Origin of the sequence: Malaciobacter pacificus (assembly GCF_004214795.1) — a bacterium.
In the GTDB taxonomy this organism is placed as follows: Bacteria; Campylobacterota; Campylobacteria; order Campylobacterales; family Arcobacteraceae; genus Malaciobacter_A; species Malaciobacter_A pacificus.
Window position 1 is genome coordinate 1,401,213 of record NZ_CP035928.1, and the last position, 14,922, is coordinate 1,416,134.

The window sequence follows — 14,922 nt, forward strand, 5'->3', positions numbered from 1 at the left end:
GGAAAATTGTGAAAGAAATATTAGATATTATAATCTTAGTAATGTTTGTTATAATGGTTGCATTATTTATTATCAACTTTAATAGACAACAAATAGACAAATACAAAGATAAACTTCAAGATAACGAAAAAAAGAATTCAAGCAAGGATACAGTAGATGAATAAACCATTATTAATTGAGATTGGTGTTGAAGAATTACCAGCAATTCCATTTTTAAAAGAGTTACCAAATATTGAAAAAAAATGGGCAGATATTTTAGAAAAAAATAGATTACTATGTGATTTTGAATTTTTCTATACACCAAGAAGATTAGTATTATGGCACAGAGAGTTCCAAGTAAAGCAAGAAGATTCAGTTGTTGAACAATTTGGGGCTCCTGTTAAAATAGCTTACAAAGATGGTGAACCAACTGGAGCTGCACTTGGTTTTGCTAAAAAATGTGGTGTAAGTGTTGATGAATTAGAAAGAATTGATCAAGGTAAAGGTGAAGTTCTTTACTTCAAGCAAGAAGTAGTAGGAACAGATGCAAAAGATTTATTAAATGATATGGTTAATGAATTTATCTCATCACTTAATTTTGGTAAATCTATGAGATGGGGAAGTAGAACAGATAGTTTTATTAGACCAATTAGAAACTTATCTATTATCTTAGGTGAGCAAATAGTTGAGGGTGAATTATTTGGTGTTAAATCTTCAAACTTCTCATTTGCACATAGAATGGTTTCTTATGAACCATTTACTTACTCTTTTGCAGGTGATTATTTCTGTAAACTTGATAAAAATGGTGTAATATTATATCCAGATGAAAGAAGAAAAATCATCTTAGATCAAATGAAAACGATCGAACAAAGAGAAAATGTATCTATTGAAATTGATGCAGAGTTACTAGAAGAAGTTGTAGCAATTACTGAGTATCCAACGGCTTTAATTGGTAAATTTGATGAAGAGTTCTTAGAGTTACCTGAAGAGGTTATTGTAACTTCTATGAAAGAACACCAAAGATATTTTGCTGTTTATAAAGATGGAAAATTAACAAATAATTTTATTGTTGTATCAAACTCTAAAACTGATGACTTTGGATACATTATTCAAGGTAATGAAAAGGTTCTACGACCAAGACTTGCTGATGGTATGTTCTTTTGGAAAAATGATATCAAAAATGGCTTATCAAATGAAGGACTTAAAAAATTAACATTTGTTGAAGGTTTAGGTTCAATGTATGAAAAATCGCAGAGAGAAGCTAAAATAGCTAATTATCTTGCAGATGAATTTGGAGTTGAGCAAAAAGAGCTATTACAAAAAGCTGTAATGATGGCAAAATCTGATTTAATGTCTGAAATGGTATTTGAGTTCACTGAACTACAAGGTTTAATGGGGTATTACTATGCAAAACTTGCAGGTGAAGATGAATTAGTTTATACTGCACTAAAAGAGCAGTATTTACCAGATGGTGAAGATTCAGAACTTCCTTCAAATAAGTTCTCTTCAATTGTTGCATTATCTTTCAAATTAGATAGTTTAATGGGATTATTTAGTGTTGGTAAGATTCCAACTGGTTCTAAAGATCCATTTGGATTAAGAAGAGCAGCAGCTGGTATTGTAAAAATTGCAATGGAGCATAAACTTCCAATTGATTTAGAAAAAATCATTGATGCATTAATCTCTAATTATCCAGGTTTAGATAAAAAAGTTTTAGTAGAGTTTTTCAATGAAAGATTATTTAAAATCTTTGATGTTAATCCAACAGTTCTTAAAGCAGTTTTAGGAAGTGGTGAAACAAATGTTTATGAAATATCACAAAAACTTTGTGCACTTAATCCAATTGTATTGAGTGATAATTTTAAAGAGTACACTGCAACATTTAAAAGAGTTGCAAATATTATCAAAGATCTTGATACTAATTCACAATTATCAATTGATGAATCATTATTTGAAGATGAACAAGAAAAAGCATTGTTTGCAAAATATAGTGAAGTAACTTCTAAGTCTTATGATGATTATGAAGTTGAATTAGATGCATTATTTAGTATGAAAGTACAACTTGATGATTTCTTTGATAATGTATATGTAAATCATGAAGACGAAGCTATAAAAACAAATAGAAAAAATCTTATTGGTTTAGTATATCAAGCATTTAGAAAAATTGCTGATATTAAAGAAATTACAATATAAAAGGATTCTTATGAAAAAAACACTATTAATTTCATCATTGGTTGTATTAACGTTTTTAATTACAGGTTGTGAAGAAAAACAGAATAAAATTAATAGATATATCCAAAACTGGACAGGTGTTAATGGTGTTTTAGAGGTTTATGCAGGGGATAAGCTAGTTAAGAGATTTATAAAAATTGACAAGCTTTCAACTGCAAATGCAACTGAAGGAAACTTTAGTAGACCATATAGATATGGTTATGGTATTTTAGATGAAAATCTTAACTTTCAAGCTGATTCAAATGAAAAAAAAGTATATTTTGAGTTTTCAGATTACTCTACTAGTTATATTTTCTTTGAAAACCCAAATGTAAAAAATTAGAAGGTTTATTCCTATGAAATTTAGAAATTTATTTTTAACAGTTTTTTTAGTTTTTTTATTTACAGGATGTGCTACATGGGAAGGTGTGAAAAAAGATGCTGCATCTGCATGGGAAGTGATATCAAATAAAAGTGCTGATGCATGGGATGCTACTAAAGAAAAAAGCTCAGAAGTTTATGATGATACAAAAGATAAAATAAATGAGGCTACAAAATAATAATTTAAATAGCTATAACACAATAATTTAATATTCGCGCATTTTTAAAAGTTATAGCTATTATATAATAATTGTTTGATTTTTTTTAATAAAAATTTAGAAAAATTCGTGGAGCTGATGAAGGGAGTCGAACCCCCGACCTGCTGATTACAAATCAGCTGCTCTAGCCAACTGAGCTACATCAGCATCCAAAAATATAAGTATTTATTCAATGAATAAATAAAGTGGTGTCAAGAGAGAGACTTGAACTCTCGACCTCCGGCTTATGAGACCAGCGCTCTAGCCAGCTGAGCTACCTTGACTTCTTGACTAATAATTGGTTGCGGAAGATAGATTTGAACTATCGACCTTCGGGTTATGAGCCCGACGAGCTACCTGGCTGCTCTATTCCGCGACTAAAAAAGTGACTTAAAATATATTCTATCTTTTAAGTGGTGGAATTATAGTGAAAAAAGTTTACTATGTCAAGGGCTTTTTATATTAAATTTTAGAAATTTCGATATAATTTAAAATATATAAATAAATATGATAAAGAAGTATAAATGAATGCAATACAAAGAGTAAAAGAAGCAATAGAAGAGATTCAAAAAGGTAACATGGTTATCATGCTTGATGATGAGGATAGAGAGAATGAAGGTGATTTAGTTTATGCTGCACCTTTAAGTACTCCTGAAAAAGTGAATTTTATGGCAACCCATGCTAAAGGTCTAATTTGTGTATCAGTTACAAAAGAGACTGCAAATAGATTAGAATTGAATCCTATGGTTAGCTCTAATACATCTTCATATGAAACTGCATTTACAGTTTCTGTTGATGCTGCTAATGCAGCAACTGGTATTAGTGCAGGGGAAAGAGATGATACAATTAAAATCTTAGCTAATCCTATTTCAAAAGAGTGTGAATTAGTAAAACCAGGACATATATTTCCTTTAATTGCTAAAGATGGTGGAGTACTAGTTAGGACTGGACATACCGAGGGAAGTGTCGATTTATGTAAATTAGCAGGATTAAATGGTGAAGCTGTTATTTGTGAAATTATGAAAGAAGATGGAACAATGGCAAGACGTGATGATTTAGATATCTTTGCTGAAAAACATAATATGAAACAAATTTATATTTCTGATTTAGTAGAATATAGATTGTCCCATGAAAAACTTGTGGAAGAGATTAGCTCTGTTGATACTAAGTTTTTTAATAGTGATGTTAAAAAGAAAGAGTTTAAAGACCATTTGGGAAATATTCACACTGCAATTGTTTTTAAAGAATTTGAAGAAATTACTCATGTTAAATTTCATTCAGTTATTCCAGATATTGACCTATTTTTAAATGATAATAAATTACATTCAATGTTAAAAACTATTAATTTCTTACAATCAAAAGGTGGGATTTTAATATTTTTAAGTGGCGATGAAAAAATGAAAGATAGTCAAAAAGATTATGGAGTAGGGGCTCAAATACTAAACTCACTTGATATAAAGAAAATAAAACTTATGACAAGTGGAGGGAAGCACTCTTTTGTTGGTTTAAATGGCTTCGGATTAGAGATTGTTGAGGAAATACAAATAGAGTGTTAAAATATTAACGCTCTATTTATTTAGAATTATGATAAACCAATAGCTGATTTAATTAGATCTAGTGTTTTTTGAGGAATAATCATTTCATTAAATAATTTATCCTCATTTTTTTTATAATATTTAGATTCTAATATAGTATTAATTTTATCTTCAAATTTCTGAACTACAGTTTCTTGAGTATCTTTATCTTCAATATCTAAAAATTGTTTTGGTTCTTGATTTTTAACTCTAGCTAACCTATAGTTAAATAAATATTCATTATCAGGGTCTTCATTTAAAATCTCACAAATAATTTTATATATATCATTTAGCTCTGATTTATATTTTCTATAAATAATTCCTGTACTATCATTTAATGATTTTGTAAAATTATCATAATTAATAAAAAGTTCTTTTAATTCTGAGTCTTCAATAGAATCATTTTCTACATCAAATTTTTTTGATAATAAATGTTTACAACAATAATAAACAACTTCTTCTTGATTATTTTTAATATCTTCTAAAAAGTTAGAGATTTTCATGTAGTTCTCCTATTTATATATTCAAAAAAAAGGGAGCGATTAAATCACTCCCTTTATGTTAAATTTTTATAGGAATATTATATCTTAAATTTGTGGCCCTGCAGCTGTAAAATCATACTCACTTTCTAAAGTTAAGTATTTTTTAAAGTTATCAATATACATTGCTGCAAGTTTTTCTCTAGTTTCATCATATGCAGCTTTATCTGCCCATGTATTTCTAGGGTTTAGAACATTAGTATCAACACCATTTAATGTTTTTGGTATTTGTAAATTAAATATTGGCAATGTTTCAAATTCTGAAGATTCAATTGAACCATCTAAAATTCCATTGATACAAGCTCTTGTATTTTTAATACTCATTCTTGAACCAATACCATATGGACCTCCTGTCCATCCTGTATTTACTAAATAAACATTTACGTTGTGTTTGTCAATTTTTTGACCTAATAACTCAGCATATACCGTTGGGTTAAGAGGTAGAAATGCTTCACCAAAACAAGATGAGAATGTAGCAACTGGTTCAGTAATACCTCTTTCAGTTCCAGCTACTTTTGCTGTATATCCACTTAGGAAGTAGTACATAGCTTGTTGTTTATCTAATTTTGCAACAGGAGGTAATACACCAAATGCATCTGCACATAAGAAGATAATATTGTTAGGGTGACCACCTTTCATATCAGGAGTATGATTTGGAATATGATCTAATGGATATGAAACTCTTGTATTTTCTGTTTTAGAACCATCAGTATAATCAACAACACCATTTTCATCATAAACAACATTTTCTAAAATTGCACCTTTTTTAATAGCATTGAAAATTTCTGGTTCACTTTCTCCATCAAGGTTAATTACTTTTGCGTAACATCCACCTTCAAAGTTGAAAATACCTTCATCATCCCATCCATGCTCATCATCACCAATTAATGCTCTATTTGGATCAGTTGATAATGTCGTTTTACCAGTTCCAGAAAGTCCGAAGAATAGTGCAGTATCCCCATCTTTACCGATATTAGCTGAACAGTGCATAGGAAGTTTACCTTCTAATGGTAACCAGTAATTCATCATTGAGAATACACCTTTTTTCATTTCACCAGCATACCAAGTACCACCAATGATTGCTGTGTTTTCTTCAACATTAAAAATTACATAAACTTCAGAATGTAAACCATGACTTGCATAAGCCATATCTACTGTTTTACAAGAGTTATAAATTGTAAATTCTGGTTCAAAATTGTCTAATTCCTCTTGAGTTTGAGGAACAATAAACATATTTTGAATAAAGTGTGCTTGCCAAGCAACTTCAGTGATAAATCTAACTGATTTTCTAGAATCTAATGAAGCTCCACAGTAAACATCAGTAACATATATATCTTTGTTGCTTAATTGTTTTTTAGAGTTTTTTAATAAATCTTCATAAACATTTTTTGATACTTTTTGATTTATATCACCCCATGCAATATATTTATTTGAAGGATCTTGGTTTACAAAAAATTTATCCTTAGGACTTCTTCCTGTAAAAATTCCCGTATCAATCATTAAAGCACCAGTTGAAGAGACTTTCGCCCCTTCATTTTCAACAGCATGTTGAATTAATATGTCAACATCTGCATTTCTCCTAATTTCACCTACGTTTTCTAAACCTAACGTGTCTTTGATTTCAGACATAATTTAACTTTCCTACTTAAATTTTTTTGTAATTATATACAAATCTACTTAAAAATAGATATAAGAACTCCAGCAGCAACTGCAGATCCAATAACTCCCGCAACATTTGGACCCATAGCATGCATTAATAAAATATTTGATGAGTCATATCTTTGTCCTTCTTTACTTACAACTCTCGCTGCCATTGGTACAGCTGATACTCCTGCTGCTCCAATTAAAGGATTGATTTTGTTTTCTTTCGACATAAATAAATTCATAAGTTTTGCCATTAATACACCTGTCGCAGTACCTGCTGCAAATGCTAATAGACCAATTGCCATAATACCTAATGTTTCACCAACTAAGAACTGTTCTGCTGCTAGTTTTGAACCAACACCTAATCCTAAGAAAATAGTTACAATATTAATTAAAGCATTTTGCATTGTATCAGAAAGTCTATCTACAACTCCTGACTCTTTTGCAAAGTTACCAAAACAGAAAGCACCAATTAGTGGGGCAGCATCAGGTAAAATTAACATTGCTAAAACAACAACAAGTATAGGGAAAGTAATTTTTTCTAATTTAGTTACTTTTCTAGCAACTTTCATTTTAATTTTTCTTTCTTCCATAGTTGTTAAAGCTCTCATAATTGGAGGTTGAATAACTGGTACTAGTGCCATATATGAATAAGCAGCAACAGCAATAGCTCCAAGTAATTCAGGTGCAAGTGCAGTGGCAATAAATATTGAAGTTGGTCCATCAGCTCCACCAATAATAGAAATTGCAGCAGCTTGTTCTAATGAGAACTCAATTCCTGGAACGTATTGAGATAATACTATTGCACCTACTAATGATCCAAAAATACCAAATTGAGCTGCTCCACCAAGTAATGCAGTTTTAGGATTAGATAATAATGGACCAAAGTCCGTCATAGCTCCAACACCCATAAAGATCATTAAAGGGAAGAAACCATTAGAAATACCCATATTATAAATAATACCTAACATTCCATTTTCACCAGCAATCTCTGCAACTGGAATATTTGCTAAAATACCACCAAACCCTATAGGAATAAGTAGTAATGGTTCAAAACCTTTAGCAATAGCTAAATAAAATAGCATAAAACAAATTCCAAACATAATAATTCTACCGAAGCTTTGAGCAAAAGGCGTTAATTCTTCACCGTGAGGACCCTTTAAGCCCTCATGTGGTTCTAAAATTGCTTTTAAACCAGTAGTACTATAAAAAGAATCAAATAGTTGTCCTAATGATTTTGATTCATACTCTTTTTTTTCTTCTGTAACTTCAACTGGTGTTGATGCTGCAAAAGAATTCACAGAAAAGACTGTAAAAAGAGTAAATAAAACTAAAAATAAACTTTTCTTCATTTTTAAATCCATAAATTAAGCAATTACTGCTAAAGGTTGACCTTCATCAACTGCTTGGTTTTGTTCCACTAATATTTTTGTTATCGTACCAGCACTTGGAGATGTTATATCAATTTCCATTTTCATAGCTTCTAAGATCATAATTTGTTGACCTTCTTCAACTTTATCACCTTCTTTTACTAAAATTTTCCATACATTACCATTTACAGCTGCAGGAATTTCAGAAGCATCTCCACTTGGAGCTGCTGGTGTAGGAGTTGAATCATTTGAAGCCACTGGAGTTACTTGAATATCTGCATTTCCTTCAGCTACTGTTACATTGAATTTTTGTCCATCTACTACAACTGTGTAGTTTCCATTTGCATTTGCCATATTAGTATTTTCTCCTTGAGTATTATTGTTATTACCTTTTCTTACATTTAATGGTGATTCACCTTTTAAGAATGCAATTCCTTTTTCATCACAAGCTGCAGCAATAAAGATATTCTCTTCAGTTGTTTCAATACCTTCGTGCTCTAATCTCTCTTTCCATACAGAGATTTTTTTCTTATCATCTCTATCTGCAATATCTAAAGGATTCTCTTTTGTTGGTTCTAATTTTAATTTCTCAGCTGCTAATGCTACAACTTCAGGATCTGGCTCAACTGGAGTTTTACCAAAGTATCCTAGAACCATTTTTCCATAACCTGGAGCAATTTGTTTCCATGGTCCAAACATTACATTTGCGTATGCTTGTTGCCAGTAGAATTGTGAAACAGGAGTAACTGATGTACCATAACCACCTTTTTCAACAACTTCTCTCATAGCTTTAATAACTTCTGGAAATTTGTCTAGTGTACCATTGTCTCTCATCATTTGAGTATTAGCAGTTAATGCTCCACCTGGCATTGGTGAGAAAGGAATTAATGGTGAAACTTGTGTAGCTTCAGGTGGCATAAAGTAGTCTTTTAAACAATCATTTAATACTTCTTGATATTTTAAGATTTTCTCAATATCTAAACCACCTAAATCATAGTTTTTACCTTTAACAGCATGCATCATAGTTAAAATATCAGGTTGGCTAGTTCCTCCAGAAACTGGACTTGCAGCTAAGTCAATACCATCAGCACCTGCTTCTAAAGCAGCTAGATAACAAGCAACAGAAACTCCCGCAGTTTCATGTGTATGTAATCTAATATGAGTATCTTCTCCAACTAGTTTTCTAGCCATTTGGATAGTTTCATATACTTTTTGAGGTGAAGATGTTCCTGATGCATCTTTGAAACAAATTGAATCATGTGGAATACCACTATCTAGAATTTGTCTTAATGTTTTTTCATAAAATGCTACATCATGAGCTCCAACACATCCAGGAGGTAAATCCATAAGTGTTACAACAACTTCATGATTTAAACCATACTTTTTGATACATTCAGCAGAATATTCAAGATTTTGAACATCATTTAAAGCATCAAAGTTTCTAATTGTAGTTGTTCCATGTTTTGCGAACATTTTAGCATGTAAGTCAATTAATTCTCTAGAACCAGTATCAAGCATAACTGTGTTGATACCTCTTGCTAGTGTTTGTAAGTTTGCATCTGGACCAACAATTTCTCTGAATTTGTCCATCATTTCAAATGCGTTTTCTTGTAAGTAGAAGAATAAAGATTGGAATCTTGCTCCTCCACCAAATTCAAAGTGTGTTATCCCAGCATCTTTCGCAGCTTCAACAGCTGGAAAGAAGTCGTCCATTAAAACTCTACCTCCAAAGACAGATTGAAATCCATCCCTAAAAGTAGTATCCATGACATCGATATACTTTTTAGCCATAACAATTAACCTTTAAGATTTTTATGATGTTGTACAGCAGCTACAATTGCAGCTACTTTAGCAGTTTGATTAGATGCAGAAGAATTCTGCGGCTTCCTAGTAGTTTCTTTTTCCTTTTCAGGAAAATACTTCGTTAATAATGCGCCTTGCGCTTTTAACACAAAAATTAATATTACTAAAAAAGAGAATACAACTCCCATTCCTAGCATCATAAACTTTAGTGCTTCTGTAATTAAGTTTATTTCCATAATACTCTCCGTGGTTACCACCTAAAATATTAGTGCTATGATATATTAAACTTGCTTTATTAATTGTTATACTAATGCTATTTTTTATTAAATTTTAAAATTTAAAATTAATATTTTTATTTTATAAAACTTTATTACCAAATTCATATATTAATGAATCAATCTTCTGAAAAAAAATCATTACATTGTTTTTAGTTTTAATAATTTTTTTTGCCATTTTGAATCCTTATGTTAAAAATATATCAAATTTTATACTTTTTTTAACTTACTCTTGAAAAATATGTCATTTTGTAATATAATTATGTAAATCATATGTAAAAGGACTTTTATGTTAATTGTTGATGAAATTATTGAAAAGTTAAAAGATATATTAAGTGCAGATGGAAAAAATGGTAAGGTTTTTGATAAAGATGTTGCAAGTTCTTTAGACTTATCACAAGCAAATTTTGCAACTATGAAAAATAGAGGTAAGATTCCATATTCAAATATTTTAGATTTTTGTGCAAAAAAGAAGATTTCTATTAATTGGTTACTATATAATCAAAATCCAGGATCACTCGTAGATACTACAGATAAATATTGGATTAAATACTATCCTGAAGTAAATGTAAGTGCTGGTGGTGGTGCTTATGAAAATGAAGATGCTTATGAATCTTTAGAAGTTCCTCCATATTTTATAAAAGCACTTGGAGGAAAAGAGAATCTAAAAAATATTGATGCAATCAATGTAGTAGGTGATTCAATGGAACCAACATTAAATAGTGATAATATAATTTTTATTGATAAAACAAAAAGTGATGTTGCTAGAGATGGTATATATGCTTTTACAACTACTCATGGTCTTTTTGTAAAAAGAATTCAAAGGAGAGTTGATGGAAATCTTGATATCATATCTGATAATAAGGATTATCCATCTCAAATTTTAAGTAAAAATGATTTATCTATTTTAGGGAAAGTTGTAAGTTCATTTGGAATGGTTTATTAAATTAAAAAAGAGTTAACTCTTTTTCCTGTTTTGTAAGACTATCATGTATATCTTTATATTCAAAACCTATTAAATAAACAGCATTAAAGTCAACTTTTTTTAAAGTTGATTTTAAATCTTCTATATTTTTAAGTACTAACTGGTTCTTTTTTATAAAGTCTAACTTATGAGATGTTATAAAAAGTATTTTTGCATATTTATATTTTTTTTCTAAAAATTGAAACTCTTTTTTTACTAAAGAATCACTATTTTGACATAATACAAATTTATCACTCTTTCCAAAGTCAACTAAATTTAAATTTTTATCCAGAAAAAGAGGTTTGAAGTTATAGAATTGTTTTAATTTACTCATATCTAATTCGTAGTTTAAATAATTCAATACAGTAATTAGTTGTTTTATATAAATACTTGGTATTTTCAATTTAGAATAAAATTGTTCATTATATGAAAATGATGTTTCAAATAATGAATGTTCTATAAGGTTTTCAACTTTATACTCTTCTAATCCATTTAAGTTCTTATTATTGGGATAAATTTTATCTAAAACCTCTTTATGATGATAGATTAGTATATCATCATGGGTAATGTCATTTAATATTTTAAAAAATTTATTTAAGTCATTAGGTATTAAAACTATATTTTTTTTTGAATTTGGAGCATAGATTTTTAGTAAATCATATGTTGCTTTATCACAATGATATGCTTCAAGATTAGATATTGCTAGTTTATATCTAATTAGTTTTATAATAGCAGTTTCTATATTTTCAACTTTTATCCAAGCTATTTCTTCATCTATTACAGGATAATCTTTATCTATTAATATTGCAAATGCACCATTTTTAACAGCAGTTTTTATATCTTCATGATTTTTAGCAATAAATAAGTCACCTTCTTTGACTTTTTTTACATTAGTTTTAAAAGCATAAATAAATGAGATAAATGGAGAGTTTAAAAGCTCTCCATTTATAATATCAACAATAGATGAGATTTGCACTAGCTTATTTTAGTTCCAGATTTTTTAGGAGTTTCTGGTCTAATCAAAGATAAACCATTTTCATCTTTAGCAGCCATTAACATGCCTTCACTAAGCATTCCCATTAGTTTTGCAGGCTTAAGGTTTGCAACAACACAAGCTTGAGTTCCAACTAATTCTTCAGCACTATAGAACTCTTTGATTCCTGCTAAAATTTGTCTATTTCTTCCTTCTCCTAAATCAACTTGTAGCTTTAAAAGTTTTTTAGATTTAGGTACTTCTTCGGCCTCAACTATTGTTCCAATTTTTAAAGTTGTTTCAAAGAATTTATCAATAGTGATTAAGTTATCTTCTTCAACTACTTCTTCTTTTGTTTCTACTTTTTTCTCACATTCTGCTTTTGTTTCATCTGCAACATCAGGTTGAGCTAAAAGTAGTTCTTCAATTCTAGGAAATAGTTGGTCTACTTTTGTAATAGTAGTTGTAGTTAATAGTTCTTTATTATTGATTAATGAGTTGTAAGTATCTGTATCAATTTTTATTCCTAAAGATTGAGAAATTTTAGCAATCTTTTCTGGCATAACTGAATCTAAAAGTAAGGCAACTTTAGCCATAATATTCGTAATAAGTGCAACTAAAGCCATAGCTTCATCAACTTTCCCGTCTTTCATTTTAGCCCATGGTTCATAATCACCAATTGCTTTATTTGCAATAGTTAATATCTTCCAAATCTCTTCTAGATATCTATTAATTTGCATATTATAAAGTAATGGCTCTAATCCATCTAAAATTGTATTAACTTCATCTAACTCTTTTTGATGGAATTTAATAACATCTTTAGAATCAATTTTAAAGTCAAAATATTTTCCACTCATACCAGAAATTCTATTCAATAAATTTCCTAAATCATTTCCTAAATCAGAGTTAATTCTATCCATTAATGCTTTTTGTGAAAAATCACCATCTTGACCAAAAGGTACTTCTCTTAACATAAAGTATCTAAATGCATCTAATCCGTAAGCATCAGCTACTTCTTTAGGATTTACAACATTTCCTTTTGATTTAGACATTTTTTCACCATCTCTTGTCCACCAACCATGTGCTGCAATATGTTTTGGCAATGGTAAATCTAAAGACATTAAGAATGCTGGCCAATAAATAGCATGGAATCTTAAGATGTCTTTTCCTACTAATTGAACATTTGCTGGCCAGAAATCCATATTCTCTTCTTTACCACCATATCCAAGTGCAGTGATATAGTTCATTAGTGCATCTAACCATACATACATAACATGTTTTGGTTCATTCATTGATTCTGGTAATTTTACACCCCAATCAAATGAAGTTCTTGAAATTGATAAATCTTTCAATCCACCTTTTACAAAGTTAACAATTTCATTTTTCTTACTTCTTGGTAAAATACAGTCTGGATTCTCTTCATACCATTTAATTAGCTTATCTTCATAAGCTGATAATTTAAAGAAATAGCTCTCTTCTTTTACAATTTGAGTTGGTCTTCCACACTCTGGACAAAATTGTTCATCTACAAGTTGTTTTTCAGTAAAGAATGTCTCACAAGGTACACAGTAATAACCTTCATATTCACCCTTATAAATATCACCCTTTGCATGCATCCTTTCAAAAGCTTGTTGAACACCAATTTTGTGTTCTTCATCAGTTGTTCTAATAAACTTGTCATAAGTTATATTAAAATCATCCCATAAGGCTCTAAATTTTCCAGATACTTCATCTGCATACTCTTTTGCAGTTTTTCCTCTTTGTTCTGCACTTTGAGCGATTTTTTGTCCATGCTCATCAGTTCCTGTAAGGAAATAAGTATTTTGACCAGTTAGTCTAGAGTATCTAGCTAGCATATCTGCAATAATTGTAGTATATGCATGACCAATATGAGCCACATCATTTACATAGTAAATTGGAGTAGTAATATAAACATTTTTACAAGATTCTTGCATTCTTTACCTCTTTTATTTAATTAAAATTCAAATCCACCGCCAGAACCTTTGTTCATAGATTCATAAGCAGCTAATACATATTTTTTTCTTAATTCACACTCAAAAAACTTATCACAAGGTGTGCATGAATTTAGATTATTTGATTCTTGACATTTTTTTAATTCATCTAAAACTTTATCAAGTTTTATTTGCCATTCATCAATAACAATTTCGTTAGACATTTTTAGCGTAAACTTCTAATACTCTATTAATTTCTGTTTTTGAACCAAAGAAACAAGGTGTTGTATCATGTATATGAGTAGTTTCAACTTCTAGTGCTCTTTTAAATCCATCAACTGCGCCACCATTTGCTTTTTCATAAGTAAGTGCAAAAGGGAATACTTCAAATAACTGTCTTAATTTTCCTTTTGGTCTATCAGTAGTTCCTGGATAAGAAAATAATCCTCCACCTTTTAATAAAATTTGGTGTAAATCTGGAACCATACCACCTGAGTATCTTAATCTATAACCATCATTGAAAATATCATCAATTAGTTGTTTATGGAAAGGTGCCCAACAGTTTTGTGTTGAACCAGGTGCATTTAATTTACCTTTTTCTTGAAGCTCTAAGTTTTGTATAAACTCAAATTTACCATTTAAAAGTCTATACATTTTAACATCATCTGTTGTTACAACCATTTCAACTCTTGGACCAAATACAACATAAACAGAAGCTATAATATTTTGAGCATTAAACTCATTTTTATAAATTCCATAAATAGAACCAACAGATAAGTTTACATCAACTAGAGAAGAACCATCTAATGGATCATAAGCGATTAAGTACTCTCCATCTTCATTTAAAGGTACAATTGACTCTTGTTCTTCACTAACAATTGCTTTAATACTTGGTATAGTTTTGAAAATATCTTCGATAATTTCATCACTTGCAATATCAAGTTTGAGTTGTGTGTCACCAGTTGAGTTTTCTTGTTCACTTTTGCCTGTATCACCAGTTTCAATTAGGTGTTTGATTTTTATTGATGCTTCTTCGATAGCTTTTATAATTTCTTGCATG

At 29.8% G+C, this 14,922-nt stretch carries 15 protein-coding genes and 3 tRNA genes; 6 read left to right on the forward strand and 12 right to left on the reverse strand.

Annotated elements, in window-relative coordinates; all coding sequences use genetic code 11:
• Positions 1-8: 8 nt before the first annotated feature.
• The 4 genes from APAC_RS13250 to APAC_RS07075 are packed head-to-tail and all read left to right on the forward strand — an operon-like array spanning position 9 to position 2,750.
• Positions 9-164 carry a hypothetical protein gene (locus APAC_RS13250; RefSeq protein WP_170170134.1) on the forward strand — a complete coding sequence of 52 codons (156 nt, stop codon included), beginning with the start codon at positions 9-11 and terminating at the stop codon, positions 162-164.
• Positions 157-2,172 carry a glycine--tRNA ligase subunit beta gene (gene glyS / locus APAC_RS07065; protein WP_130233441.1) on the forward strand — a complete coding sequence of 672 codons (2,016 nt, stop codon included), beginning with the start codon at positions 157-159 and terminating at the stop codon, positions 2,170-2,172. Before APAC_RS13250 ends, glyS begins: the two co-directional genes overlap by 8 nt.
• 10 nt (positions 2,173-2,182) lie before the next feature.
• Positions 2,183-2,533: a hypothetical protein gene (locus APAC_RS07070; RefSeq protein ID WP_130233442.1), complete on the forward strand. Its 351-nt coding sequence runs from the start codon at positions 2,183-2,185 to the stop codon at positions 2,531-2,533.
• A gap of 13 nt (positions 2,534-2,546) precedes the next feature.
• A complete protein-coding gene (locus APAC_RS07075) occupies positions 2,547-2,750 on the forward strand; it encodes a hypothetical protein (RefSeq protein WP_130233443.1) in 204 nt (67 codons plus the stop codon).
• A gap of 109 nt (positions 2,751-2,859) precedes the next feature.
• Here the strand turns inward: APAC_RS07075 and APAC_RS07080 are convergent.
• The 3 genes from APAC_RS07080 to APAC_RS07090 all read right to left on the reverse strand — a co-directional run bounded on the left by APAC_RS07080 (position 2,860) and on the right by APAC_RS07090 (position 3,144).
• Positions 2,860-2,936 (reverse strand) — tRNA-Thr (locus APAC_RS07080).
• Between the two features lie 39 nt (positions 2,937-2,975).
• A tRNA-Met gene (locus tag APAC_RS07085) sits at positions 2,976-3,052 on the reverse strand.
• 15 nt (positions 3,053-3,067) lie between these two features.
• Positions 3,068-3,144 (reverse strand) — tRNA-Met (locus tag APAC_RS07090).
• A gap of 148 nt (positions 3,145-3,292) precedes the next feature.
• Here APAC_RS07090 and APAC_RS07095 point away from each other — a divergent pair.
• Positions 3,293-4,324: a bifunctional 3,4-dihydroxy-2-butanone 4-phosphate synthase/GTP cyclohydrolase II gene (locus APAC_RS07095; RefSeq protein ID WP_130233444.1), complete on the forward strand. Its 1,032-nt coding sequence runs from the start codon at positions 3,293-3,295 to the stop codon at positions 4,322-4,324.
• A 26-nt stretch (positions 4,325-4,350) separates the two neighbouring features.
• Here APAC_RS07095 and APAC_RS07100 read toward each other — a convergent pair whose 3' ends face one another.
• The 5 genes from APAC_RS07100 to APAC_RS07120 form a co-directional block, all read right to left on the reverse strand.
• Positions 4,351-4,845 carry a hypothetical protein gene (locus tag APAC_RS07100; protein ID WP_130233445.1) on the reverse strand — a complete coding sequence of 165 codons (495 nt, stop codon included), beginning with the start codon at positions 4,843-4,845 and terminating at the stop codon, positions 4,351-4,353.
• Between the two features lie 84 nt (positions 4,846-4,929).
• A complete protein-coding gene (pckA, locus tag APAC_RS07105; protein ID WP_130233446.1) occupies positions 4,930-6,510 on the reverse strand; it encodes a phosphoenolpyruvate carboxykinase (ATP) in 1,581 nt (526 codons plus the stop codon).
• A 44-nt stretch (positions 6,511-6,554) separates the two neighbouring features.
• Positions 6,555-7,877 (reverse strand): sodium ion-translocating decarboxylase subunit beta, encoded by a 1,323-nt coding sequence (locus APAC_RS07110; RefSeq protein ID WP_130233447.1) that lies wholly within the window; start codon positions 7,875-7,877, stop codon positions 6,555-6,557.
• A 15-nt stretch (positions 7,878-7,892) separates the two neighbouring features.
• Entirely contained in the window at positions 7,893-9,686 is a 1,794-nt protein-coding gene (locus APAC_RS07115; protein WP_130233448.1) for a biotin/lipoyl-containing protein, read from the reverse strand.
• A 5-nt stretch (positions 9,687-9,691) separates the two neighbouring features.
• Positions 9,692-9,934: an OadG family protein gene (locus tag APAC_RS07120; RefSeq protein WP_130233449.1), complete on the reverse strand. Its 243-nt coding sequence runs from the start codon at positions 9,932-9,934 to the stop codon at positions 9,692-9,694.
• A 328-nt stretch (positions 9,935-10,262) separates the two neighbouring features.
• On the opposite strand from APAC_RS07120, the gene APAC_RS07125 reads away from it, so the two are divergent.
• On the forward strand, positions 10,263-10,919 hold the full coding sequence (locus tag APAC_RS07125; RefSeq protein ID WP_130233450.1) for a S24 family peptidase: 657 nt from the start codon (positions 10,263-10,265) through the stop codon (positions 10,917-10,919).
• A gap of 1 nt (position 10,920) precedes the next feature.
• Here the strand turns inward: APAC_RS07125 and APAC_RS07130 are convergent, their stop codons facing one another.
• From APAC_RS07130 to APAC_RS07145, 4 genes are read right to left on the reverse strand one after another with little or no spacing between them, the layout of a single operon-like run.
• Positions 10,921-11,913 carry a peptidoglycan synthetase gene (locus tag APAC_RS07130; protein ID WP_130233451.1) on the reverse strand — a complete coding sequence of 331 codons (993 nt, stop codon included), beginning with the start codon at positions 11,911-11,913 and terminating at the stop codon, positions 10,921-10,923.
• Positions 11,913-13,865 (reverse strand): methionine--tRNA ligase, encoded by a 1,953-nt coding sequence (gene metG / locus APAC_RS07135; protein ID WP_130233452.1) that lies wholly within the window; start codon positions 13,863-13,865, stop codon positions 11,913-11,915. Before metG ends, APAC_RS07130 begins: the two co-directional genes overlap by 1 nt.
• A gap of 20 nt (positions 13,866-13,885) precedes the next feature.
• Positions 13,886-14,086: a hypothetical protein gene (locus APAC_RS07140; protein WP_130233453.1), complete on the reverse strand. Its 201-nt coding sequence runs from the start codon at positions 14,084-14,086 to the stop codon at positions 13,886-13,888.
• Positions 14,079-14,921, reverse strand: a complete 843-nt coding sequence (locus APAC_RS07145; RefSeq protein WP_130233454.1) for a class 1 fructose-bisphosphatase — start codon at positions 14,919-14,921, stop codon at positions 14,079-14,081. The genes APAC_RS07140 and APAC_RS07145 overlap by 8 nt, the downstream gene beginning before the upstream one ends.
• Between the last annotated feature and the right edge of the window lies 1 nt (position 14,922).